This is a genomic window from Bacillus sp. UNC69MF (assembly GCF_000746035.1).
Taxonomy (GTDB): Bacteria; Bacillota; Bacilli; order Bacillales; family Bacillaceae; genus Bacillus; species Bacillus velezensis.
This window is the reverse complement of record NZ_KN050798.1, coordinates 335334-360419: the sequence shown is the minus strand read 5'-3', so window position 1 is coordinate 360419 and position 25086 is coordinate 335334. Positions and strand designations below refer to the sequence as shown.

The 25086-nt window shown below is 39.2% G+C and carries 29 protein-coding genes; 5 read left to right on the top strand and 24 right to left on the bottom strand.

Translation table 11 applies throughout. The features are described from left to right. Positions 1-16 precede the first annotated feature (16 nt). The 9 genes from BR62_RS0114060 to BR62_RS0114025 form a co-directional block, all read right to left on the bottom strand. Positions 17-1315 carry a PBSX family phage terminase large subunit gene (locus BR62_RS0114060; RefSeq protein WP_032871272.1) on the bottom strand — a complete coding sequence of 433 codons (1299 nt, stop codon included), beginning with the start codon at positions 1313-1315 and terminating at the stop codon, positions 17-19. Beyond that, positions 1312-2109: a terminase small subunit gene (locus tag BR62_RS0114055; RefSeq protein ID WP_007407278.1), complete on the bottom strand. Its 798-nt coding sequence runs from the start codon at positions 2107-2109 to the stop codon at positions 1312-1314. Before BR62_RS0114055 ends, BR62_RS0114060 begins: the two co-directional genes overlap by 4 nt. Positions 2110-2221: 112 nt before the next feature. Beyond that, positions 2222-2734 carry a sigma-70 family RNA polymerase sigma factor gene (locus BR62_RS0114050; RefSeq protein WP_007407279.1) on the bottom strand — a complete coding sequence of 171 codons (513 nt, stop codon included), beginning with the start codon at positions 2732-2734 and terminating at the stop codon, positions 2222-2224. 113 nt (positions 2735-2847) lie between these two features. Then, on the bottom strand, positions 2848-3051 hold the full coding sequence (locus BR62_RS0114045) for an XtrA/YqaO family protein (RefSeq protein ID WP_032871270.1): 204 nt from the start codon (positions 3049-3051) through the stop codon (positions 2848-2850). Next, complete coding sequence (locus BR62_RS0114040) at positions 3041-3382, bottom strand: hypothetical protein (protein ID WP_015239676.1); 342 nt, start codon at positions 3380-3382, stop codon at positions 3041-3043. The genes BR62_RS0114045 and BR62_RS0114040 overlap by 11 nt, the downstream gene beginning before the upstream one ends. A gap of 97 nt (positions 3383-3479) precedes the next feature. Continuing rightward, positions 3480-3647, bottom strand: a complete 168-nt coding sequence (locus BR62_RS19745) for a hypothetical protein (protein WP_003154863.1) — start codon at positions 3645-3647, stop codon at positions 3480-3482. Next, positions 3647-4447, bottom strand: coding sequence for an ATP-binding protein (locus BR62_RS0114035; RefSeq protein WP_014417520.1), 801 nt, complete (start codon positions 4445-4447; stop codon positions 3647-3649). Before BR62_RS0114035 ends, BR62_RS19745 begins: the two co-directional genes overlap by 1 nt. Then, positions 4347-5174, bottom strand: a complete 828-nt coding sequence (locus tag BR62_RS0114030; RefSeq protein ID WP_025284603.1) for a hypothetical protein — start codon at positions 5172-5174, stop codon at positions 4347-4349. Before BR62_RS0114030 ends, BR62_RS0114035 begins: the two co-directional genes overlap by 101 nt. After that, on the bottom strand, positions 5164-5343 hold the full coding sequence (locus tag BR62_RS0114025; RefSeq protein ID WP_007407285.1) for a hypothetical protein: 180 nt from the start codon (positions 5341-5343) through the stop codon (positions 5164-5166). Before BR62_RS0114025 ends, BR62_RS0114030 begins: the two co-directional genes overlap by 11 nt. A 190-nt stretch (positions 5344-5533) precedes the next feature. Here BR62_RS0114025 and xre point away from each other — a divergent pair, with 190 nt between their 5' ends. Next, positions 5534-5872, top strand: coding sequence for an HTH-type transcriptional regulator Xre (gene xre, locus BR62_RS0114020; protein WP_003154871.1), 339 nt, complete (start codon positions 5534-5536; stop codon positions 5870-5872). 149 nt (positions 5873-6021) lie between these two features. Then, the gene (locus BR62_RS0114015) at positions 6022-6612 is read left to right on the top strand and encodes an ImmA/IrrE family metallo-endopeptidase (RefSeq protein WP_007610775.1); all 591 of its coding nucleotides are present in this window, start codon (positions 6022-6024) and stop codon (positions 6610-6612) included. Positions 6613-6750: 138 nt separating this feature from the next. On the opposite strand, the gene BR62_RS0114010 is transcribed toward BR62_RS0114015, so the two are convergent. Continuing rightward, positions 6751-7356: a poly-gamma-glutamate hydrolase family protein gene (locus tag BR62_RS0114010; protein ID WP_015239671.1), complete on the bottom strand. Its 606-nt coding sequence runs from the start codon at positions 7354-7356 to the stop codon at positions 6751-6753. Between the two features lie 110 nt (positions 7357-7466). Here BR62_RS0114010 and BR62_RS0114005 point away from each other — a divergent pair, with 110 nt between their 5' ends. Further along, entirely contained in the window at positions 7467-7844 is a 378-nt protein-coding gene (locus BR62_RS0114005; protein ID WP_007610770.1) for a PH domain-containing protein, read from the top strand. A gap of 37 nt (positions 7845-7881) precedes the next feature. Here the strand turns inward: BR62_RS0114005 and BR62_RS0114000 are convergent, their stop codons facing one another. The 3 genes from BR62_RS0114000 to BR62_RS0113990 all read right to left on the bottom strand — a co-directional run bounded on the left by BR62_RS0114000 (position 7882) and on the right by BR62_RS0113990 (position 10238). Further along, the gene (locus tag BR62_RS0114000) at positions 7882-8835 is read right to left on the bottom strand and encodes an N-acetylmuramoyl-L-alanine amidase (protein ID WP_015417280.1); all 954 of its coding nucleotides are present in this window, start codon (positions 8833-8835) and stop codon (positions 7882-7884) included. A gap of 142 nt (positions 8836-8977) precedes the next feature. Further along, positions 8978-9112, bottom strand: coding sequence for a PhrA family phosphatase inhibitor (locus BR62_RS19595; RefSeq protein WP_003154881.1), 135 nt, complete (start codon positions 9110-9112; stop codon positions 8978-8980). Continuing rightward, on the bottom strand, positions 9102-10238 hold the full coding sequence (locus BR62_RS0113990) for a Rap family tetratricopeptide repeat protein (protein ID WP_087920760.1): 1137 nt from the start codon (positions 10236-10238) through the stop codon (positions 9102-9104). Before BR62_RS0113990 ends, BR62_RS19595 begins: the two co-directional genes overlap by 11 nt. A gap of 205 nt (positions 10239-10443) precedes the next feature. Between BR62_RS0113990 and BR62_RS0113985 the strand changes: the two genes are divergently transcribed. Together BR62_RS0113985 and BR62_RS0113980 are read left to right on the top strand one after the other, a co-directional pair. Next, positions 10444-10911 carry a DinB family protein gene (locus BR62_RS0113985; protein WP_025284602.1) on the top strand — a complete coding sequence of 156 codons (468 nt, stop codon included), beginning with the start codon at positions 10444-10446 and terminating at the stop codon, positions 10909-10911. A 144-nt stretch (positions 10912-11055) separates the two neighbouring features. Beyond that, on the top strand, positions 11056-11820 hold the full coding sequence (locus BR62_RS0113980; protein ID WP_007610763.1) for a sulfite exporter TauE/SafE family protein: 765 nt from the start codon (positions 11056-11058) through the stop codon (positions 11818-11820). A 44-nt stretch (positions 11821-11864) separates the two neighbouring features. On the opposite strand, the gene BR62_RS0113975 is transcribed toward BR62_RS0113980, so the two are convergent. From BR62_RS0113975 to BR62_RS0113935, 11 genes are all read right to left on the bottom strand, one after another. Further along, on the bottom strand, positions 11865-14750 hold the full coding sequence (locus tag BR62_RS0113975) for a type 2 lanthipeptide synthetase LanM family protein (protein ID WP_032871267.1): 2886 nt from the start codon (positions 14748-14750) through the stop codon (positions 11865-11867). 86 nt (positions 14751-14836) lie between these two features. Beyond that, positions 14837-15013, bottom strand: a complete 177-nt coding sequence (locus BR62_RS19740) for a class II lanthipeptide, LchA2/BrtA2 family (protein ID WP_017417596.1) — start codon at positions 15011-15013, stop codon at positions 14837-14839. 36 nt (positions 15014-15049) lie between these two features. After that, the gene (locus BR62_RS19735) at positions 15050-15226 is read right to left on the bottom strand and encodes a class II lanthipeptide, LchA2/BrtA2 family (RefSeq protein WP_017417595.1); all 177 of its coding nucleotides are present in this window, start codon (positions 15224-15226) and stop codon (positions 15050-15052) included. A 207-nt stretch (positions 15227-15433) separates the two neighbouring features. Next, positions 15434-17581, bottom strand: a complete 2148-nt coding sequence (locus BR62_RS0113970) for a peptidase domain-containing ABC transporter (RefSeq protein ID WP_032871265.1) — start codon at positions 17579-17581, stop codon at positions 15434-15436. Beyond that, complete coding sequence (locus tag BR62_RS0113965; protein ID WP_032871263.1) at positions 17571-20753, bottom strand: type 2 lanthipeptide synthetase LanM family protein; 3183 nt, start codon at positions 20751-20753, stop codon at positions 17571-17573. Before BR62_RS0113965 ends, BR62_RS0113970 begins: the two co-directional genes overlap by 11 nt. Positions 20754-20839: 86 nt before the next feature. Then, positions 20840-21022 carry a plantaricin C family lantibiotic gene (locus BR62_RS0113960; RefSeq protein WP_032871261.1) on the bottom strand — a complete coding sequence of 61 codons (183 nt, stop codon included), beginning with the start codon at positions 21020-21022 and terminating at the stop codon, positions 20840-20842. A 192-nt stretch (positions 21023-21214) separates the two neighbouring features. Next, the gene (locus tag BR62_RS0113955) at positions 21215-21880 is read right to left on the bottom strand and encodes a response regulator (RefSeq protein ID WP_032871259.1); all 666 of its coding nucleotides are present in this window, start codon (positions 21878-21880) and stop codon (positions 21215-21217) included. 11 nt (positions 21881-21891) lie between these two features. Then, positions 21892-23142 carry a sensor histidine kinase gene (locus BR62_RS0113950; protein ID WP_032871257.1) on the bottom strand — a complete coding sequence of 417 codons (1251 nt, stop codon included), beginning with the start codon at positions 23140-23142 and terminating at the stop codon, positions 21892-21894. 65 nt (positions 23143-23207) lie between these two features. Next, a complete protein-coding gene (locus BR62_RS0113945) occupies positions 23208-23399 on the bottom strand; it encodes a hypothetical protein (RefSeq protein WP_003154894.1) in 192 nt (63 codons plus the stop codon). A gap of 17 nt (positions 23400-23416) precedes the next feature. After that, positions 23417-24148, bottom strand: coding sequence for an ABC transporter permease (locus tag BR62_RS0113940; RefSeq protein ID WP_032871255.1), 732 nt, complete (start codon positions 24146-24148; stop codon positions 23417-23419). Beyond that, positions 24129-25064, bottom strand: a complete 936-nt coding sequence (locus BR62_RS0113935; protein WP_081906120.1) for an ABC transporter ATP-binding protein — start codon at positions 25062-25064, stop codon at positions 24129-24131. Before BR62_RS0113935 ends, BR62_RS0113940 begins: the two co-directional genes overlap by 20 nt. Positions 25065-25086 lie beyond the last annotated feature (22 nt).

The window sequence follows — 25086 nt, the reverse complement described above, 5'->3', positions numbered from 1 at the left end:
GATAGTTCGGCAACGCCTACCTCCTCCTTTCCCGATTCGGACGTCTCCGTTTTTGTGATGCATCTTTCAGATCCGCCGCGTCATAGTCATCCAGCGCATACCAAATGGCTGAAAGTGTGTGGGGATCAATTGAAAACTCATCTTCCGACAGAGCGCCGTTTTTGTTTTTTGCGTACGTTAAGTTCTGCAATTCGCGGATCGTATGTTGACAGCTGTCTGAGCAATAGATGTGTTTGAACCGTTTCAGTTTTTTTGTATACTGAAGTCTTGAGCCCGGAAACTTTTTGGCCGCAACCATGCAAAAGCCCTGCCTGCGAAAATATTGGATGCTTTTCGGCTCAGCCGAATCCGCTTTGATCAGCTCTTTTTGATCCGCCAATTCCTGAAGCTCCTCAGCTGTCTGATCATCGGTCATTTTGTTTTTGTAATACTCCCAGAAAATATAAAGCTCTTTTTGATCCGGATCGACGGCAAGCCGGATGACCGCATTGTATGACTCTTCAAAACCGAAATCCATGCCGGTCCGAAACAGGGGGCGCCTGATGGAAGCAATCCGCTCCGTTACTTCGTTGTGCTCCATGACCTGAAACTGCGGAAACACGCGGATGCCATTGATGCCGAACTGTCCTTTGCGGGCGATCCGGTATAAATCGGGATCGTAATGCCGTAAACTGTCCAGCTGCTTAATATAGCTTTTCGGCAAAAACAGATTATCGCACGCTGTGGAGTGGTGGTAATACGTATCCCCCTTAACGACGGTGCCTTTTTCATACAGCGTCTGATCATCCAATACGAAGCGTTTTTTTTGCTCATCACGAAAAAAATGCCGGTACGTCCAATTGGAGGTGCCGACGGGATTTGTGGTGCATATCATATGAAGCGAAAGCTCGGGATGGCGCAGACGCCCGATCAGCTCCTTAAAGCCTTCATACTTCACTTCAGAGCATTCTTCAATCCAAATCAGTGAAATATGATGAATGGATTTCAATTTGGCCGGGTTGTCCATCCCTTTAAACATAATCCGGCTTCCGTTTGAAAATCTCAGCTGCATCGGTGAAGACACGGCTTTTACGGCATGTCCCAGCTCAAGCTCCCCGATAATATCTTCAAACAAGGCAAACGTAGAATCTCTGTGCGTATCGAAAACTTCCCGCACGACAAGCGCCGTCCGCTTTTCACGAAGCAGCTTCAGGATGATTTTCAGCGCGGTATGATAGCTTTTTGACGAGCCGTAGCCTCCGACGAGAAATTGGTACGTTTCATTCCAATTGAACAAATAATCTTCAAAGCGCGGGTTGACCGCTTTTTCAATCATGACCGTTCCTCTTTCCGCGTAATGACAATGTCAATCGGCTTTTGGCTGTCTTCTGTTTTTTCCATCTTCTGCTGTGCCAGCTTTAATTTTTCATTTTCGATTTTTTGTTTAAATTGATCAGGGAAAAGGTCAAAGTACAAGGACAGCTTTTCAAGAGCCTTCATCTTGTCGGCAAGCTTTATTGCAATGCCCTCTTTTCCGAGTTTTGCTTCTGTGACGATGGTTCCGTCCAGAAGGTGCGAATCTTTAACGTCAACGTAGCTGATTTCCTGCATAATCGGCTTATCATTTTCGTCAAAGAGCGGCCCTGATTTTCCGAAGGCCTGAACCTCTTTTTTTCCGAAGGTTACATAATCGGTAATGTCGGCGAAAGCGATTTTCACATAGACTTGAAGAACGTCCATCGCTTCGACAAACACTTTATTGACCATTTCCTTTTTCATGCGGCTGATTTCTTTGGCGACTTTTTCGTTTTTTAACAGCCTGCTTCCCGTCACATGCGCGCTTTCCGGTGAATACCCGGCTTTTATCGCAGATTGGGTGGCGTTAAAGCTTTTCACATAATAAAGACAAAACAGCCGCTGGCGTTCGTTTAACTCATCACCTTCGCCCGGGTTATTTTTTCCGCCGCTTTCCGCGTTCTTATGAAGCGCCTCGTCCCAGCGCCCTTCTTTTTTCCATCTGCCGATCGTTCTTGCGGATACGCCTGATTTGCCGGCAAGGGCGCGATTTGTGATGCGGCCTTTATGAGACTGATAGATTGTAAATGCCTGTTTTCTTTTTGCGTTTTTCATGCTACGGCATCACCGCCACCTCCGACATGATTGTCTATAATAAAAAGCGGCTTCTAATCGGGCCGCTTTTTGTGATCGTCTGTTCACTTCTAGGTGGCAAACGTATGACAACTTATGAAGCAGGCGATTGATTTCTTTGTTCCTGCTGTTTTTGTATTTTTAGAAGCGCCCGTTTGACCGTCGTCTGTACGGTTGATTTCTTTACATTCAGCAAGGCGGCGATCCGTTCATATGAAAAGCATTCCGCTTTGTGGAGCAGCAGCATTTCTTTTTCTCTATCCGTTAAAACGGCTAATGCGTCCCGCAGTCTGATTCTGTCTTCTTCAGTCACATTCCCGGAAGGTTCAAACATCAGCGCCTGCGAATAGGTTTCTATGATTCTCGGATCTTTAATCAGCATTCTCTGATAAGCGTCTCTGCGGTCTATCGCTCTTCTTATGCCGGGCTGCCGGCCTTTTTCAAGCCATTCGATGACATATTCCACATCTGTAATGATCGTTCTGATGATTTTTTTATCTTTCAGTTCTTCTGAAGTAAGCACCGTTTCATCGGCTTCCTCCAGCTGCTTGTACCACTTTTTCGTCTCTTTCAGCGTGCGTTTATATTCAAATAGTAAGTCTTCCATGCAGATCCTCCTCTTTTTCGGAACAAAAAAAGGACACCAACCAATGCGCAGCATGTACGCGATTGATCAGTGTCCGCAGGCTTTCCGTCTTGGACGTATTCTGTTTTTTTCGATTAATTCAATTTAAAGCCGATTTCATATTCGACCCGGGCCAGATCCCCTTTTCGCGTTTCGACAAGCGTTTTGCCGTGCTCCGGCGCTTCGGCGAGCCATGCTTCCTTCTTCAGTCCGTCTATAATAATCACCCGAACCTTGCCTTCTTCCAGCTGGCTTTGTAATGTTGTATGTTCAATGTCAGTCAGTTTTTTAGGATTCATGTTTTACGTCCTCCGTTTTTTTCAGGATGTTTACTTCATGTATGAGACTTCCGAGCTCATTTATGAACGCTTCTTTTTCTTCAGAACTTTCTCCCCGGAGCAGGCGGAGAGCCGTTTCGGCCGCCTCAAAAAGTTCCGGAGCCTTTGCCATCAATGCCGCGTTGATCTGCTGAGAGTATGAACTTAAGTTGAAAACGGCCGCGATGAGCCTTCCGTTTGAATAAGGGAACTTCTCTTTATCCGCTTCGCTGTAAGCGGAATAAATGTAAATGGGTTTTTCTTCTCCGCTGTGTACGGCCCGCCATGGAGCGGGGCTGTGTTTTTCTTGCAATGGTTATCCTCACTTTCCATCAGCCTCATGCCATGCTTCAATTTGCTTTTCTATCCGTTTCGCCCTGAACAGCAGGCAAAAAAGCCATTTAATATATTTATACACGTGCATCAAGCCTCGCTTTTGCGTCTTGAACCATTCGCTCAAGACGTTTAATGACCGGCGTTAAATCAGTGCCTGTTTTGCAGTTCGGGCAAGGGTGAAAGACAGCGCCGAAACCCGTTTCCGTCACAATGACCTTCTTCGGCCCGCACAGCTTACACATTATCTCGCCCCCTCTAATCTGTGGTTTACGTCAAATGAATTGCCATTAATGATGACTAAATAATCGCTGCACATCTCATAAATTCTTGTGCCCAAGGCTTCATCAACCTGCACCAGTCCGTCACAGGCCAGCTCGCTCGAGATAAGAACCGGCTTATGATTTAAATAGCGGTAATTCACGACGGCGTACATTTGTTCAATCTGCCAATCGGTCGCCCGGGGTTTTCCGTTCAGCGGTTTGAACAGATCGTCAATAAAAAGCACATCCGCCTGTTTCATACGGCCAAGCTTTGCATCAAGCAGATCAAAATCATTTTTTAAATCCGTAAATCCCTCCACAAAAGGAAAATACAGCACGGGTGTCTGCTTCTGTCTCATGACATAATTGCTGAGAGCGGTCAAAAGATGGGTTTTTCCCGACCCCGGACGCCCTAAAAGGGCAATGCTGTTTTTCCGGCAGTTTTTAATCTTGTCGAAGTTTTCAACATATTCAAGGGCGCACTCATATGCGTCGACGACTGCCTGAGGCTTGCCCCGCGTGATAAATCCTTTGAAATCCAGCTTCCGAAAGGCGCCTGTAATCTCACTTGCGCTGAGGATGCGCTCTGCTTTTCGTTCGGCGGCGCAGCGGCACTTAACCCACACATCCATTCCCAGCTGGTTTTTGAGATAACCGCCCTGATCTTTACAGAGCGGACAGTCAAAGCGGCTTTCGTCTGATTCTTCCGGTCTGTCCGCCAGTAATGGACGTTTTCCGTTTTTCAGGTCGGCCAGTATCTGCTCGATCGTTCGTTTTGTCATGTATCGTATTCCTCTCTTTTTTTGTTGTGATTGTCCTTCCCGCAATTCGTGCATTCAAGCGGTCTTCCATATACTTGGCGCAATAGCTGAAAGCCTTGATCGTTTCAGCTGAAGATGTGCGCCGCTGTTCAAAAGCGGTAAAGCATTCGCCGAGCCATTTGATTGCTTCTTGTGCTGACGCACCGAGGGAAACAATACGGGCGATGGCCTGATAATCCCGGGGCGACGGGTATACGCTCCGCCCCTCCTGTGCAGACCTTAATCTGATAAAATGGGCGGCAATGTCGTTAATCGTTTCTTCAGCAGTATGATTTTTTGTTATATCTATTTCTCTCCGGACATTTTTGTCCCGGTGATCCGCCGATATTGTCCGGTCAGTTGCTTCCGGGCGGGTCAATGTCTTTTTCGGCGTGAATCTTTTCGAGTGCTTTACGGAGACGATGAGTCCGTAAGGGGCGCGGACGGTTTTGATATATTCATGCTGTTCCAAAACCTCAAGCCACCGTCTGACGGTTTTTTCGCTGACGGCAAATACATCGGCCATCTCTCTTGCTTTTACGGGCTTATGACCAAGGACGATCCCCCACTTTACACCGTCTTTTACGTGTTCCTTTGTCGTTGAGCTGATGAACCATAAAAACAGCCAAATGGCGGACCCTATTTTGTCATAATGTTCTGAATTCAGTAATCCGGAATAGATGAAAAACGGGTAGCTTTTACGATTCATAAGGGACGTCTCCGTTTGTCTTCAGACCTATATAGCGTTCATACTGCAATCGGTTATCAAATCGGAATACCGGAAGTCCGCAAGCGGTAAAAGATATCGAACCGCCTGCTTTTCCTAAACATCTCTGGTCAGCCGGATTGCTGCTGAAACGGATGATTATCGGCTGCATCTCTCACCCTCCTGATCAATTTTTTATCGTATATTGATACATTTTGTATCCTTATGATGTTGATTATATACGATACATTTCGTATCATCAAGACCTTTTTGATACTTTTTTTATCATCTCTTTATTTTGATACATTTTGTATCTATAATCATAAGTAACTTAGGGTGTTGAAAAAAGAGAGGTCATTCGGATGATAGGCGGAAGATTAAAGAGTCTCAGAGGAAAGAAAACGCAGGAAGAAGTCGCAAATCATATCGGTGTCTCGCGCGCCAGATATTCTCATTATGAAAACGGCCGATCTGAACCCGATTACGACACGCTGCAAAAGCTTGCGGATTATTTCAAAGTGTCGACTGATTATTTGTTAACCGGAAAAGAACCTTCAGATGAAGACATGTTTGCCGATCCCGACCTGCAGATCGCATATCGGGACATGCAGGACTTTTCCCCGGAGAGCAAACAGCAGGCCATTGAATTCATTAATTATTTAAAAGAAAAAGAGAAAAACCGCAGGCCGAAACATAAATAATCCGCTCTTTTCCTTTAAACTGCTTAACGTTCAGCCGATATAAAAGCTGAATGTTTATTTTTAAAAGAAAAGGGAATTGATTCAAAGTCCGATCAGGGCTTTTCTTTCTCGCTTAAAAAAAGAACATATGTTCGAAAGGGTGTATTCAATTGGGCGATTTTTTAACACATCTTGAGGAATACGTCAAAAACTTATATTGCCGCATGGGAATGACCGCCCCTCTCCATATTGATATGCAGATGATTGCCAAGGAGCTTGACATTTGGATTCATTTTGAAGATACGCACAGTATGATGCTGAAGCGGGACGGCATGTACAGCATCGTCCTGAATCAAAAAAAGTCACCCGAAGAGCAATGGCAGGATTTTGCGCACGAACTGTGCCATGTGCTGAAACATACCGGCAACCATTTTCATATGAACAAGCTGTTCAGGGAACTGCAGGAATTTCAGGCCAACCATTTTATGTACCACTTCTGTGTGCCGACCTTTATGCTGTTAAACATGGAGCTTCCCCAGCGAAGGAGCCATGCCGTTATTTTAATCGCAGCCGCTTTCCGGGTGACGGCATCATTTGCGGAAAAAAGGCTGGAGCTGTTTGAACGGCGTAAAGCAGGTATTCAATTTCAGAAGCGGCTCGCTTGTCTGTTATCCGACAAGCGGCCGAATGTGTATTATGAAAGCGGACAGACACACTTGCATGCCGCTGAAGAAAAAACGCCGTATTTTATTGAAAATTAGCGATACTCTGCCGCCAGAGTGTCGGCATTTTAAATCGCAGGAAAGGTTTTTTGCATCATGACGCTGTTCTCACCGTGCTGCCCGCCAAGCACTTCTTGCACCGTATAGCTCCAGTAAATATAAGAACGGGCCCCCTGTTCATTTATCATAAAAACCGGCCTTCACGGCTTCTACATACCGAAAAAACAGATCGGTTGGCGTATATTTTTCTCCCCGGCAGCCAAAATTACTGAACAGCGCGTGTCTCTGCGCCGTGCTCACTTCCAATTGCAGCCCCATTTTCCTTTTTGTCCGATTGACAATGTTGCCGGGATTTACACCTGCCAGCCGATCATTCTTCTCTGTCAGCTCGGCATCAAACCCCGCTTCACGCAGCAGATCACAAATCAGTCTTGCTTTTTCCAGATCCGCGCCCCCGACGAGTGTATTTGCCTTTTTCAGATCATGATACCCATGAAAAGCCAATCCGTAATGATGGGCGGTCACTTTTTCTAAAGCCAGGGGTTCGTCAAAACGTGTGCTTGTCAAATGGAGAGAACGGTTATCGCACCGCTTCGTTCCTTCAAATAAATAAATTGAGCTTTGGTCAGAAAATGCCCGCACCAGCTCACTGACACCCGGCTCAATCCTGCCGCCGTGGGGAGCGAGGACGATACATTTACTTCCCTCTTTTTCTTCATAAATAATTCTGTATTCCGATTCAGCAGCAGATAGGGCTGCGAAATTATCATATCTATCTTTCATGTGTAACATGCTCTCCTTTTCCAGTCAGCACCAGTTTACTCTACTCACCTGGGAATGGAAACCTTTTTATAGTATGATTTGATAGAATACGTATCAGGGGGGGATATATCATGGGGTTCATCAATGGATTGCTGGGCAATGCGTCGACAATATCGACGGCTGAAGCAAAAGCAGAACTGGCTCGTATTCTGCTGGAAGGTGAGAATGTCAACGCCGCATTTAAGCTTGTCCGAGATATCATTGTCTTTACGGATAAGCGTCTTATTCTTGTTGATAAACAGGGACTCACAGGGAAGAAAACGGAGATTCAATCCATTCCGTACAAGAGCATTTCCAGATTCAGCGTAGAAACTGCCGGCCGCTTTGACCTTGATTCAGAGCTGAAAATTTGGATTTCAGGCGCGGAGCTTCCCGCTGTCTCAAAGCAGTTTAAAAAAGATGAAAGCATTTATGATATTCAAAAGGCCCTTGCAGCAGTTTGTATGTAAGAAGAAACGGAAGCCCGGGGGGCTTCCGTTTTATTGATTACAGTTTTTCTTCAATTTTCGCCTTCGTTTTCGGGCCGTAAATTCCGTCTGCCGTTAATCCGCTGACGGATTGAAAACGTTTTACGGCATTTGCCGTTTTCGGACCGTAAACGCCGTCCGCCCCATGATTTTTTGCTCCTTTATCGGGATAAAAATAAAGAGCGGATAAAGCGTTTTGCACTTGTTTTACGTTTGTCCCTTTCGTCAGCGGTTTCGTCACTTTGATCACACCGGATGGAAGCGGATAGGAAGACACAGCCTGACTTTTTGAAGAAGAACCCGTCTGAGCGAGCTTGATCACTTGTCCGACTGTAATGTGATTCGGATCGGTGATATGGTTGATGCTTTGCAGCGATTTTACGCTGACACCGTGCGATGCGGCGATTTCCGATAAGGTGTCGCCTTTTTTCACATGGTATTCAGACGCGGAAGAAGCAATAGAGGCTTTTTTCGCCGGCATACTCCCGCTTAATTTTTTTTCAATCTTCGCCTTCACTTCATCCCAGCGGCCTTCAGACAAAATGCGGTGCGGGCAGTACTTTCCGTTCCAGTCCTGATGCTTTCTGATTCTGTCAATCCCCCAGCCCCGTTCTTTCAAAAGCTGCGCCGCGAACGCAATCGCCAGTTCTTCTGCGGCTCTGTACCGTTCGCCGCCTGACTTGCTGTAACAGATTTCTATAGCAATCGACTTTCGGTTTCCGGTACCGTTCGTGCCGTCTCCCGAATGCCAGGCATTCCGGTCCAACGGAATTCCCTGGATCACTTCTTTGTCATCAACCGCAAAATGATAGCTCGTTGATTCGCTGTTTCCCGTCATATAGCTGATTTCATTAGCGGCGGATGCGTCGTTTGCCGTGTTATGAATGGTAATATACTCCGGCGTCATCGGATTCGGACATTTTAACGCATATTTATCAGCCGATACGAGCCGTTTTTTCACTTCAATCCCCACTCTTCATCTCTCCTTATGCCTTTTTCATCAATAGGTGGCATTCGTAGGACAGATAACTTGAGCATATAGACCCTGCGTTCGGATAAAAATGGAATGGATACGCACGCAAAAAATAAGACCCTTCCACAGAAGGGTCTTTATGTTATGTTTGGTTGCGCGCGGCAATATGGAATGTGCCGTCCGCTTGGTTTTCCAAATGGCTTTCATGGCCGATCACCTGTGTAAAGCTGAACCCGACAGCAACAAGCAGCAATCCTGACAACAGTTTAGATTTCATATAGACAATCTCCTCTCTGGATTTGTTTTTGGGCGTGCACCATTTTTTCATAAAACGTGAGCGCTTTTTCAGGCTGTCCGTGTTTCATGTAAAATTTGGCAGCGTCATGCGCCAATTCTTCCACATACGGATACAGCATGTGTTCTTCCAGAAAATCAAACGTGTGCCTGACGGATGCGTTATCCATTTCCTTGCCGTATAACGCATGTAAAAATTGGAACAGATTCACAAACAATTCATCATTGTATTCGCGGGCGATACTGAGCCCGAGGCGGTATTGCTTCTCTGCTTCGGCTGTAGTGTTCTGTTTATAAAGAACCTGTGTTAATGAGTAAATAGAATGCGGAAGATTATCGAACTTTTCTGACCTGCAAATGGAAACGGATGTCTCAAAATATTCGGCTGCTTTAGAGAGGTCTCCCATTTTTTCGTAACAGTTTCCGAGATTATATAAGGCTGAACTGATAAGACGGGGATTGCCTTCTTGTTTTGCAAGATCTAAAGCAAGTTCTAAGTGGGGCAATGCTCTTTCTGGATACTGCATGTCATCATAATTCCCTGCAATAACGAATTCACATTGGATTCTGCGGACGTTGTACGTCTCATACGATTGGTACGTTTCAAGGGCTTGAACGGCATAACTCATGGAGACGTAGGTTTGTTTCAGGTTGTAAAATATCTCGGCCATTTTAAAAGCAAACTCAGCTTTCTCGATGTCATCAGAAACGAGTGCAAGGTTTTTTTCAGCCCGTTTGTAATACATCATGGCGTTTAGGAACATTTTCTGTTTAAATTCGTACATTCCTCGAAAAAAATTAAAGTAGTAATCAAGCAGTCCTGTCAGTTTATACTGGTTGCCTTCAATGTCTTCCAATAATTCTGAAAACTCAGGCTGAGAAGGGTCCTCTTTTAAGGGCTTGATGTAATCCAGCATGACACGGTGTCTGAATTCCATTAATGAATAATACAGCAGCAGATCCTGATCTTCTTCCATATCCTCGATCTCTCTCTCTACTTCACGTTTGACGCGCTCCGCCTCAAGGACGTGAAACTGCCGGATATGGGTATACCATTCATTAATTTTGAGCCCGACAAAAGAGGACGGAATAGTCTGCTTCATCCTCAATAAATCCCCCCTTTTGGAATGACCGAGATATGTCATATTTTATCATATTTGCTAGAAAAAGAAGAACGCAAAAAGACCGCAATTGTCGAATTTCGGATATCCGCAACGATTTATCTCCGTCACAAGCTTATTGCTTGTTTCTTCCGTGCCGTTGATATAGCATATCCTTGCAGCTTTTTATTCTGTATTAAATGGGGGTTTTCACATGACAGCACAAAATCAATTGGTCAGCCACTTTCTGTCACATCGAAACGTGACGATTGAGCTGGCGGAAAAAATCAGCCGCGAACATTACGATTACAAGCCGGCAGAGACATCAATGTCCGCTCAGGAACTTGTAAAACACATGGTTTATTCTTTTCTTATGTTTGCAAACGTCATTAACGACGGAAACGCATCAGCCATCCAGAACAAACCGAAAGAAGAAGCAGAAACAGACCTCGTCAAACTGGCTGAAACGTGTACTGAAAAAACGACAGACATCCTGTCACAGCTGACAGAAGAGCAGCTGAACCGCGAAATTGACCTGACCGCCTCTTTCGGCAGAAAAGTGACCGGCGCGGCTCTCCTTCAGCTTGCCATGGAGCATGAAATTCATCATAAAGGCAATCTTTTCGTGTATGTCAGAGAAATGGGCCACACGGAACTTCCGTTTTATCAGCAAAAATCATAATCCGGCCATCCGCCGGTCTGCGACATAACAGCAGGCTGGCGGATTTTTTGTTCTGTATAAAATTTTCCGAAAATTTAATTGATTACCGCCTCTTAATCATATATAATCTGATAAAAATAGTAGGATTATTCAGGAGGCACACAGATGACAGTAAGCATTGTGTTTATGGGTTTCTTTGTCGGAACGCTTGTCGGATTGACGGGTGTGGGAGGAGCGGCGCTTTTGACTCCTTTACTGATCGTTTTGGGGATCAACCCCTCAATCGCCGTCGGCACTGACCTTTTATATAACTCCATCACCAAACTGTTCGGTGTCGTTTCTCATTGGAAGCAGCGCACCGTTCAATTTAAACTTGTCGGTTACTTGGCGCTCGGAAGCATTCCCAGCGCAACAGCCGCCATCGGTGTTCTTCACTTGTTTCCCGCTTTTCACCAGCATCAGGAGCAGATTATCAAACAGGCGCTCGGCTACGTACTGACCCTTGTCGCCATTTCCATTATCGCCCGCCTTTTTTTCGATAAAAAACTGCGGCCGAACCGCTGGCAGCAAAAAACGCTTGAAGAAAAGCGGACACTCATGATATTGATCGGCGTCATTTTCGGCTTCATCGTCGGCCTGACATCTATTGGGTCCGGCTCGTTATTTGCGATCGCCATGCTATACCTGTTCAGAATGAAAACGGCAGAAGTGGTGGGAACGGATATCGCACATGCCTTTCTGCTCGTAACTGCTGCCGGTCTGTTAAACGCAAGCTTCGGAAGCGTCGATTACCTGCTTGTATTGAATCTGTTGATCGGCTCTGTGCCGGGTGTGCTTCTCGGCAGCTTCTTTTCGCCGAAATTCTCACCGCGCCCCCTGCAGTTTGTGATGGCGGCGATTATTTTAATCAGCGGAATAAAATTAATATAAAAAAGCGTCCTTTACAGGATCGCTTTTTCATTTGGGAAATCCCCTTAATCCAAAGCCAGCGGGGTGGGAATTTCTTTATCAATTAATCTCAAGAGTGCAAATAGTTGTCCGGTTTTCCCTAACATCATACCAAGTCCCGAATGATCATTTCTTATTCCATTTTGCCAGCCATTTTTCAATAGGGTTTCTTTAAAATGGTTAACCCATATATTAATTGTATTCTCAATCTCTTGCTTGCGATTTTTAAAGAGAGATAAATCCTTAATAGCGTGAAGTACATCTATATTCCCCATCGTTCCATGGCATAATGAGTAGCCCTGACGGTGGGAATTTCCATTCAGCAATGTGTCATCTAAAGACTCATTAATATACCCGACGTGAATACGCCCGTCTACATTTTCATATATCCTGCTTCTTCCAAGAAGAATACCGCAAGACCCATGACACCACATTGCGGAAGAATAATCCGACTCATTTTTTCTGTTATCTCTCCATTTATTTATTTTAATATCAAAAAATCTATCTTCGTATTTGAGAGCTGATTCAATCAGTCTGAGTACTTCTTCAGATGCCTCAATATGCGCATAATATTCAGATAGTGCATAACAAATCCCAGTAATACCGTGAGAAAAACCTGCTAAAACAATATTCTTATCCGCGTCAGATTTCCAAAATGCTTCATTTCTATTTTGAATCGCTCTTTTGCAAATTTCTTTACAAACTGCCCTTGCCGTATCTTCCATTAATTCAGTCCGATAATACTTGCCAAGCTGAATCACAACCTTTAATATACCTGCGAGTCCGCCTATAAAATCAGTATGTGTTATTTGCGCGGTTTCCTGACGAAGTTTCTCTAAGTATGCTTTACACATACTATTCACTTCATTTTCCGAAAAAAGTCCGGTATCTCTCATTTTATTGACAAAATAGATATAAGAACTTGACCCGTAAAAAGCGGAGAAATTTGTTTTATAAATGCTGTGCTCATATATTTGATTAATTGAATTTACTATTTTACAAAGAATCGGCTTGACTTTTTCATCATTATAAATAAAATCATAAGCTGAAAAATAATGCCCTACTCCAGCTAACCCATCGTACAGCCCAAAACTCAGCGGGCCTACGGATAAAGTGCCATTGGGAGCCGAGACTATTGATACCCATTGAAGATATTTCTCCGATTCGATTGCTTGTTTTAATATACAATCTGTTTCTATTTGAATCAGCTCTTTGATTTGTATGTCATTTTTAAAATATCCAGGTGCAAAATCATCAATTTGATTTTTGCAAATGATATCCAAATTAGCCGCTGTAGAGCTTAAGGACATATTTATTAAGCTCACTTGCTGGTGCATGTCTTCTTCTGACATATTCTCTAAGCGAGTTAAAACTTCTTGTTTAGCGCTTTGTTTCATAATTCCTGTATCCGCCACGTATATTGAATTTGAATAAACCCTTTTTTCACTAATAGGAGCATTAAAATAGGGTATATCACCGATCATCATATCATTGATCTCAAATGGACTGATAGAATCAAATACATCATATTTTGTATAAGCATCCTTAATAAAAGATAAAACCCTTATCCTTTCTCCATAATCTTTTAAATACATAGGATGGAGGAGGGTTTCAAGAAATGAAGCGTAAACATATGTAGGTCTGACAATAATTCTAATGGGGGCATAATTTAAATCGCTTATAAGGTTCCGTATATATAAATCTTCTTTCAAAATAAAGTATATTCTTTTGAAACCTTCAATAAACTCTCTTTCAAATTCAAAGCATTCTGCTACATTATTTTTGTAAACAGGAAGGTTCCTTCCCCTTTTAAAGAGATATTGTTTCTTTCTCATAGAAATTTTATCTGTTTTTATATGAAGCACTTCTTCTTTTTCACCTTTTTGATTTTCTGTATTTATCAAGCCTCCTATATTAGTCAAACCGTTATCTTCCGGAAAACTCATATAGTTAAAAAGTGCAGATTTTAATATTGTTTTATTTACCTGTGCTGATGCCATTAAATTAACATTTTCCTTGTTCTCCTCAGAAAAAAAGAGGCTGCTTTGAAACAGAGTCTCAAGATCAACCAACACCGGTTTATCACGACATGCTATGATATTTTCAAAATGAAAATCTGACCCTTGAAAAGCATAAATAAATCCTAAATGCATTCCAAATTGGTAATAATAATTTCTTACCTGTTCAATATTATCGCACGGTTCAGCCTGTATATACTCTTGCCACCCGTACTCACCTTGATCCAAGGATAAAGGTGTTTTTAAATTAGTTTGATAATACTGATTGACATAATCAATGACCTTTTCATAAAAAACATCAATTTCCAGTGAACGGGGTTTATAAACGAGTTTGTTATTTTCAAATTCAATAATAACAACACTTTTACCGCCATTATGAACATCCCCTGCATTCATATTAATCTTTCTCATTTTTCCGAACGAAAGATTGAATTTTTGTTGGATGTTTTTATAGTCATTAATCCAATGTTTAATGATAGATATAGTGAAGCGTATAAAATCAGAAGTGGATCTGGAGATTAAATCTTGCAATACAGGATAATTATTGAGTATTTCTTCAACAAATGCGGAGTTTTTCAGCCTTTCTGAGAATATATCATAATTTTTAGATTCATTTTTTTCATCAAACTCGTCAAAAGTTTGATGAAACTCATGGATAAGTGTTTTCCCCGCCAAATAGTATATTTTTTTCTTATAATTAATTAATATCGATTCAACAAGACATCCCTTATCCAGCAGACTTTCGGATGGTATTCTATCTATTTCTTTAACAATCTGAGCTTTAAAAATACTTATATAATACTGCGCAAAACCTTCGAAATAATCCTCTTCTTTAAAAATATTTAACATAGAGTTTTCATAAACATAGTTATCCGAATTCTGTGTTTTGTTCACATTTATCACTTCCTTATATATTCTTGACTGTCTTTGACAAAAGAAAAAGAATATGTACGCATATACATATTCTTTTTCGGATATGTTTAGTCGTTACATGGACTGACAATGGACGCACACTTTGTCGTCGGACAGCCTGCTAAAGAGATTGGTATTGTGATGGTTGTCGGCGTTACGGTCATCGGGGTTGCATCTGATCCCCCTGCAAGGTTTTTTAATTCTTCTTCAGTCATTGGAGTCAGTGCTTGAAAATCTTTTTTCATGTTAATTCCTCCTATTGTTTGAGTTTTTTATAAATTTCAGTCGTTACATGGACTGACAATAGACGCACATTTAGTTGTAGGACAGCCTGCTAAAGAGATTGGTATTGTGATAGTTGTCGGTGTTACGGTCATTGGAGTTGCTTCCGATCCCCCCGCCAATTCTTTTAATTCTTCCTCAGTCATTAGTTCCAATGCTAAAAATTCTTTTTTCATTAAAAATCCCCCCGATTTGTTTTTTATACTTGCCTTTGCGGACATGCGCAGCCTACTGTGATAGTTGGACAAATATGATTTGTGATTGGATATGTTGTTATTGATACTGAGTTTTGCCCTCCAACAAGCTCTTTTAATTCTTGTTCTGATGTTTCATACAACGCGCTGAAGTTCTTTTTCATATTTCATATCTCACCTCCTTTCAAGTTAATAAGTCTGCTGCAGCTGCGATTCATATTTGGCCTTAATGGTCTTTAAGTTTCCATTTTCAATCTCGTAGACAGATTCGGAAAATTCGAGCCATTCGGTTCTATGAGTAATAGAAATTACAGTGATATCCTTTTTGTAAATGTTATTTAATATTTTTAATTCTGTATCCTTATCCAAATTGCTTGTTCCTTCATCTATAAAAAGAATTTGCGGATTTTTCGCTAATACTCTGGCTATTGAAATTCTCTGCCGCTGTCCACCTGATAAAGTAATACCGTTTTCTCCAATCATGGTATGATAACCCATGGGCATTTTTATAATATCCTCATGAATACATGCTTCTTTTGCAGCTTGTACAACTTCTTCCATTGTTATTTTTTCATTGAAATATTTTATGTTATTTATAATAGTGTCATTAAACAGATTGACATCTTGAACAATATAACCTAACGTTTCTCTCAGCTTAACCATATTAACGTCCTCTATTTTGAATTCACCGTAGCAAATTTCTCCTGCTGTTTTTTGATAAAGGCCGGCAATGATTTTAATCAAAGTAGACTTTCCGCTTCCGGTTTTTCCGATTAATGTGATTTTTTCTTTCGGCCGGATCATTAAATTTATATTATTCAAAATATAATCGTTTCCGTTGTAGCTGAAATCAATATTTTTCAAGCTGATATTATGAGCGGCCGGGTTAAATAGTTCATTGCTTTTATCATTGACTTCCTCATCTTTTTCATCCAGTACAGCCTCAACCCTGTCTACCATTTCTTCAACTAATTTAATAGACTCTAAACTGCCGATAATTGATCCCAACGGAGACATAAACCGTCCGGCAATGTTAGAAAAGGCAATTACCGCGCCTAGCGTAAGGCCTATAGATGCTGCTGACCAGGTACCCACAATTAAAATAAGTAATGGCAAAGATAGATTGATTGCATTGGAGACCGCACCCAGTAAGGATGAATAATTCATTCTTTTTGAGAAATAATCTAGTTGATGATTAAAGTTATAATTTAATTGGCTTTCAATATTCCTTGTCTCTCCTATTGTTTTTATAAACGTCATGGATCTTAAAATTTCAATTAGCTGGCTCTGAAAATTTGATTGACTATTTACTTCCTGTTTTGTGAACATTTCAATTTTCGGAAGTAAAATTTTAGTACTCATCACCTGTATACCTGCTCCCAATAAAACTATAAAAGCTAAAATCGGGGAATAAACAAACATGACTATGAAAAATACAAATATAAGACTGATATCTAATATCAAAGTAGACGCTAACCTGGAAATGACTTCACGAATCACAGCAATGTTATGGATTCTAGTTGAAATATCCCCAGCGGTATTCGCCTCAAAAAACTTTAATGGAAGACTGAATATTTTATGAATTATTTTATCAGTCATACTCTTATTAATTTTTAATTGCAGTTTGATAATAAATTTCATTCTGATTAAGGACAGACTAAAGAATAATACAATTGAAACAATAACAATCATAAAAAGCATTGGTATGGGAAGACTTTTCTCATTCCCGTCAATAAATGAATCAATAATATATTGAGTCAAAAAAGGGGTCATTAAGTTTAATGCTTGAAAAATAAAAGTGAAACTTATAATAAACCCCAATATTTTTTTATCTTTCAAAAGATATTTTCCGATCTTTCTAAATGAAGACACATCTTTTAATGACGAAGCAGACTTATCCTTTCTCTCTCGTTCGTTCTTTCTGATTAACATAATAGAAATGCCATTATAGAAGGTTTTGAACTCTTCTAATGTGATTGTCAGTCTGCCGGACGAAGGGTCTATAATTTTAACGCTATCTGTGCCAAATGCGTCGACAACTACAAAATGATTATGATTCCAATGAACAATTAGCGGATGGTTTTTATTTAACTCTTTAAGCTGCGTTATATTGTCTGTGCTGAATGCTTTAAATTCATAATCGAATGTTTCAGAAATCTTTTTCATTTCAATTAAATCAGTGCCGTCTCTTCCGATAATTTCTTTATTTAATTTTAATTTGTTAGGATTGATTTTTATTCCCTCTGCCCTGCTCAAAACCATGGCTAAACAAGTAATACCGCAATCAAATTGATTTCTTTGAAGAATAACCGGAAGTTTTCTTTTTCTAATTTTCATAAAAGTCTCCTAATGTATCCACACATCCTATTTCAAGATTAAGAATATTCGGCAATTTCACGTCTGCTGCATACAGCATTCCATATACGATTCCCGCCAAACCAAGCATTAAATTAGGCGTTTCAACATCCCTTCCCACTCCGCATTGGTAGAAACCTATATTTTTGTCTTGTACACTTTCCAAAATCAAGTTTTTTCCGATATTTACAAATTGACTTTCGCCAGTCTTTTTTCCATACTCGATCAATATTAAAGCATTCCCCATGTCCCCGTGACAAAGGCTTTGCTCTCGGCCAAAACCGTCATAAAAAATGTTAGAAACGGCTTTATTCAGATCTTTTTTGGCCTCTTCGGCAATATCAGGGTGTTTTGAATCTTTCAATTCTAATCTGCTTAATAGAATTCCAGGGGATCCATGGCACCATGCAGATGTTGCAGCTTCATTTACCGGTTTTCTCAGATCAAGCCAGTTACCGTTTACTTTTTTTGAATTTTCAAAAGCAAGTCCTTTTCGAATGTACATACTTATATCTTGATGTTTTGAATGTTTCTCGAGTAATTGAAGGGCATATATCATTCCAGCGTTTCCATGAGAAAAACCCGTTAAAGGCTTATTTGCAATACCTTCCCAAGTGACAAGATTCCCATCAAGAAAGGTCGCTTGTTTCATTAAGAATGAACCGCATTGTTCAGCCAATGATAAAAAGAATGTATCATTCTCTATTTCAAACGAACGTACCATTACAATAAGAGCCCCCGCTGTGCCCCCGATTATATCCAATTCTTTATCATAAGGAAGCAAAGATGGAATAAGCTGAGCGATTTGTTTTGCATCCTGTTTATATTTTTCGCGTTTAGTATACATATAGAAATTCATTAAAGTATATACAATTGAAGACACTCCGGAAAAAGCACCTACAGACATAGTGCTGTCTTCGTCCGGTTTCATCTCAATATCAATAAAACGAGAGATGACATCTTTCATAATTTTTTCGGCTATGTCCAGATATTTTTCTTTTTTCGTGACACGCCATAAAGCCAAGTAGGTAAAAGCCATCCCGGAAAGCCCGTCGTAAAAGGTATCACCCATAACAGACAAGTTCCATTGAATTTCATCGACTCCAATAGGAGTAGCGTTAAGCCAAGAATACGAACTTCCTTTATCTGTGTGTGCTTTGTAAGATTGATTATAAATATAAGCGGCCAATTCCTCTGCTTTTTCTATTAAGATACTTTCTTGGTTACTACTGAAAACATTTACATATTGTCCTGGTTCTTTTGTTATAAATTCTTTCAAAACAATTTGCCGGTCATCCTCCGAAGCAAGCATGGACAGTTCGATAACATAGAGCTGAAACTTTAAATCGTCTTTTGATAAATTTAAAATTCTTTCTTTTACACTTTGAGCTGGTGTTTTCGGAAAGTAATTTTCAATTTTCTTATTTTTTGAGCTTAGTAAGTCTTTCTCATTCAATTTCACTTTGAAATAAGGTATATCATTATTGATTAAATCGTTGAACTCATATTTAACAATGGATTGATATTCATCTTCTGGCTTTGGTCTCTCCCATATTTTTGATAAGAAAATTTCTCTATCAATAGAGTTGTGTAAAAATCTAGGATGAAAACTTAATTCTAATAAAGCAGAATACTTTATTGTCGGTTTTGATATAAACCGAACATATATCTTATTTTCGCTCTTTTCTATTATGCGGATCAGTTCCGAAGCATGTTTTAATATAGTCATATATGCTTTTGAAAAACCTTGCTTCAGTTCTTCGACATAATCTTTTGCATATACAAATTTATTCTCAAGCATAGGGTGATTATTAGCTGTATCAATTTCGACATAGTCTCGTTTGACCGACATTTCTGCTGTCTTTAAATTGATAAGCTGAGGAACTTTAATGATCGACTTTGCTTTCCCTTTCCGGCCTATTCCGCTGATGTCGGCTTTGCCCCCAAAGAAGAAAGGAAGCAGTCCTAATGCTCTGACAGATTCATGAAGCTGCGTTTCAGCTTTTTCATAAGCGTCCATCCCATCCTTTTTTTTCTGGTATGCAGGATGAAATAAGGATTCCAAATCAATGAGAACTGGATAGCTCCCGTTGGCAATGAGATTTTCCGAATGAAAATCAACGGCTTTCAATGCATATAACAAACCGATTTGAGCTCCTGTACGCTGATAAAAGTTTTGAATATCTTTTAGACAATTGCAAGCTTTAAAAGATATAAATTCAGTCCATCCATATCCGTCTCTGCTAAGCACATTCGGAGTACTCAATTTTATATCATGATCTCTAATTTTCTCATTCAAAAATTCAATTATCTTTTTATATAATAGATCAATTTCTAAACTTCTCGGCTTATAAATAAGCTTGCCTTCATTTAATGTTATTTTAGTAACCTTTCTACCATCAGAATGAGAATCACCCATTCCTACTTCAATATCCCTTAATTTGACTTGTTCTGAAAAACCAAATAAAGAGAGCAGTTCAGGCTGGTCCTTTTCAAAACGCGAGATAAATTCCAATATGAATTTTTTAAATTTTCTCAGTTCGTTTCCGATCACTCTTAATAAGACTGGATATTGTTGAAAAAAGCTTTTAAGATACTCCGGACTGCACAAAAGAGTTTTATTATAATAACCATATTTTTCTTTAGGAGTCTCCCCTGCCAAAAAACCTTTTTCCCGATTCATATTCATATCCAATACAAGTGTTCTATAGGATACTTTTAAAATAATTTTTTCTAATTGATTTGAAATACTATGATGAAAAAGAGCCGGTTGTTCCAGCAGATAGTCATAAGAAGGAAACTTTGATTTTTTAAGTAGATCATTGAAGTAAGAGGACACTTTTAACGCAAAAACGTGAAACATGATTTCTTCATTTACGTCTTCTTTTTTAATAGCTTGGTGAGCGATCCCTTTTTTTAGGTTTTCGAAAACATGAACTGTAAAAGCGGATTTATGTAGGGGGGTTTGATATAAGTTTTTCACTTTATCAATTGATTGAATGGATAACACATTATGAATGCTTTCCTGGGCCATTTGAATATCATTCTTATAGATTAATTCTAAGTTTTGATCAAACAGATTCTCATTTTCATCAAATTGAGAGACAGCAGCTTTTTTTTCTTTACTTAATAGAATATTAGTTAGCGAATTCATTTAATATTCATCTCCTTTTAAAAAAGAGGGAGACAGCTGGATCTCCCAGAGCATTGGAAATCTATTTTCTTATTTTCGGATTTGTTTTAACACCAGCAAGTGTGAGTAGGACAAAGACCGCATTCCCAAGTTAACGTACAAAGCTTACCATCATTTCCTTGAGAAATCCCCCGCTGTTCTGCGCCTCCTCCTCCGCTGATTTCATTTAAAGAAATTTCCTCAAGTTCTTCTCTTAAATCACCGGCAAAACGATACATTTTCTCATTCATTAATATTCCTCCCCTTGAGTTTTTGAAATATATTGGATTTGAATCCATATATTTCTATAAATCTATGATAAACGATCTTTTACCTATAGGCACCGAAAAGTCATATTCGGAAAAGCGCTTTTTTTTTGCGCGTTTCCGAAGTATAAGTTATAAAGAAAATCGGGATTAACTGTTCCGTTAATCCCGATTCACTTACTCATATATAGTTTTCATAGAAATTAATGAATATCGATTTGCTTTGATCAGTGCCTCTGTTCTGGATTTTACTCCGAGCTTGTTGTACACACCAGTAAGAATGTATTCAACCGCTCTTTGACTGATCAACAGCTTTGCTGATAATTCCCGGTTTGTCATTCCCTCCGCTACGCCCGCTAAGATATCTTGTTCTCTTTCATTTAAAGTAATATCTCTTATTCTATCTTCAAGCTTATCAATGTTGAACGTATTTGCTTCTGTTCTTCTTAATTGTTTAAAGAGATGAGTAGGAATAATGGTATCTCCCTCAATGACACTTTCAATTACTTTTATCATATGCTCTTCTGTTGAAGACTTACTTATGAACCCGGAAACACCAACTTCAACCAAAAGATTGAAATGGACAGAGATATCAAAACCAGTATAAATTATAATTTTTTGATCGGGACTCTCTCTAAGAATCATTTTTGACAATTCCATTCCATTTAACTCCGGCATATATAAATCAAGTAAAAGTAAGTCATACTCGTAATGCTTAAGGTGATTAAGTACTTCTTTACAGCAAGACAATATTGTTACTCCCATTTTATTGCTTTTTTCAAGAATGGCTTTTGTCCCTTGAGCAACACCAATATGATCATCAATTAATAGAATCTTTATCATGTCAGCGCTCCCTATTCATTTTTCGTACTTATTTCAAACCTTAACAGCAATCCTTCATTTACGCCTGAAGATATATTATGAATTCCATTCATACAATTTATACGCTCTTTGATCCCTGTCAGCCCAAAACTGTTTGTTTTTGAATTTACTTTATTCCAATCAATGCCGATTCCATTATCTTCGTAAACAAACATAAGACTTGTTTGTTTTTGAATCATCGTCAAAACAATATAACTGGCTTTTGAGTGTTTTACAGCATTAGTAAGCAATTCTTGAACAATCCGGTAAATGTTTATTGTGATATCTTCTGTAAAAATAGAATCATCTTTTACATCTACAAAGAATTCAATATCAAGCTGATAGTTGCTTTTATGTTTATCAATCAGGACTTGAATGCTTCGCAGAAGTCCCATCTCCATTAAAAAAGGTGGTCTTAAATCAAAACATTTTTCTCTTATATACTGGATATTGCCCAGCAAAATTTCTCTTATGTAATAAATATCCTTGTATTTCTCAACATGATACTCTAATTCTCTGCATACAAATATCAGCTCTTGAATGATAGAGTCATGAATATCCTGTGCAAGCTTGGTTCTCTCTATTTCTGAAATAGAAAATAAAACCTTAGAAAGTACAGCCGACTTACATTTATGTTGATTGTCTATGATAATTTCATCAATTTTTTTTTGAATTAATAATTTGTTCTGAAGTGCAGATGCTGTGCAGAATGCCAGCATTCGCAGCCAATCTGCTTCGTTTTCACGAATCTTTATAGGGTGTCCTTTATGTGATAAATGAATAAAAACAAATGTATCACACTTCTCCCCGATAAACAGAATTGATCCGCTGGCGGTTTCACGTATTTCTCCTATTTTAAAATTTGAAATGTTTATGTTAGGAACCTGAATGTGATTTCCTTTCAATTTTAATGTTTTTTTGTCAAAGTTTATAAGAGCAATCTGCTTTCCTGAAAACACACTTTGTATTTCATTGGTTAGTTCTTTTATCAATTGATCTGCATCGGATCCCTCTTGGCATAATTCTGAAAAACGGAACAGGCTGCGAAGATATGTCTTATTTCTGTCATCATAGGTAAAGCATAAACAACTACTGCCGAATATACTTAGAACAAAAAATAGACTATACTGTTTAAACTGTAATTGGCTGTCTGTTATAAGCAAAAGCATAAATAACAATAATAAGGAGAAAACAAAAGCCCTTGCAAACTGCTCCATATTAAGCTTCACCCAATTATCTTTCATTTGTATCCAAGCCCCTTACTAAGGAAAATAAGGGAATCCCTTTGAATCCCCTTAAAATGAAAAAGTTACTTTACACTTATTAAAATATAAACAGCAAAGGCAACAATGTATACCAGAAATGATCCAGTCATAAATTTTACAGGTTTTCTTGAAAAGTTTAGTACTCCTCTTAATCCGTCATTCAAAATCATTCCGAAAAAGGTAACCAGTGTAACTCCTAAAGCGAGCATTGAAATCACAAAAATAACTTGCTCCATTTATACTCATCCTCCATTTACATTCTGTTTTTTTTCGAATATACGTATAATCCTGATAAGGACACCAAAACATACAGCCCCATAATCAGTAATCCCCAAACTAAAAGAATTGAATCGGAATATCCCATATTACTTTCAAAAATTTGAATACTGAAACGATAAATAAAAGAAAAAGGAAAGACTATTGAGACATCACTTGCTAACAGTATCGTCATTATTAAAAAGGAAGCTACACCGGTTATCATGACAACCACTATATTTTTACTTAAGAAAGCAATTAAAGCTGCAATCGGAATGGTTAGCAGGCTCAAAGTAGTAGAAGTAAAAGATGTCGCTATTAATCTTAATAAGTCGCTTGCTGAGACATCTTCCCGAAAAAAGAAAAACAAGGTGGATAAGTGAATAATATGATTAACAGCTGAAATTAAAAACAAAAATAGAAAAGCTGCAGCTAGCTTTGATAATATCAATTTGAATTTATGATACGGATATGACATCCAATTCAGCATTGTCCTGTTTTTAAATTCTAAATAAAAATAAAAACCTGAAAAAATAAAAATAACAGTTGGAAAAAGGATCGAATACTGATTAAAAACAAACATATAAAATTTGTTCCAATCTGTATTTTCGTTCATAGCCAAAAGACCGATTCCGTTTATGAGAAATGGCAAAAAGCTTAGAAAGAAAATAACATAAATTGATTTCAGTCTTTTAAGTTTTAGAAACTCGTTACGCACTAACAGACTCATGACCTTTCTCCTTTGCCAGCAGTTTTAAATAAAGATCTTCCAAAGATAGCTTAAATCCGTCAATAGATTCCTTGTTAAATCCACAAGAATTTAATTTCTCTTTCATTTCCGACGGATGAATTACTGAAATAAACTCGAATTGCTGTTTATTCCTTGAAATAACATGATCCGCAAATTTCTCAATATCCGCCCAATTAATACTCGCTTCAGCTGGAATTTTGTATAAATAAAGATGTTGCGTATTTTTCATAAAGGCTGACTCGAAAATAATCTCCCCCTTATTCATAATAAGCAATTCATCGGCCATGAGATTAATCTCACTTAAAAGGTGACTTGAGATAACGACTGTGGTTCCATTTTTCATTACTTCTTGGATCAGCATTTCACGTACTTCTTTAATACCATATGGATCTAAACCGTTCGTCGGCTCATCCAGCAAAAGCAATGCAGGAGCATGCGCAACTGCTCTGGCAATTCCCAGCCTCTGTTTCATTCCTAATGAAGTTTGCGAAAACAGCTTATCTTTATGTTCAAAAAGTCCAACCTTTCCTAAAATCTCATTTATTTCTTCATCAGAAGCTGATCTTTTTAAATAGTTAAGATGTAATTTAATATTCTCAAAAAGAGTCAAATTTTCATAAAAGCCAGGAAATTCTATAATACTTCCGATAGACTGAATCACATCATTATTTGGATTGCGATATAAGTTATTTCCCTCAAAAATCACTTCACCTGAAGTTGGAGGAAATATGCCTAAAAGAACTTTAAGCAATGTCGTTTTTCCTGCACCGTTGGGACCTAATAAACCATATATTTTTCCTTTTTCCAATGTTAAATTTATATCATGTAAAATTTCTTTCTTTTTTATAGAAACATTGATACCTTTGGATATTAAAGCTGGATCAGCCTTTCCCACTTTTCATCATTCCTTTCCGTCT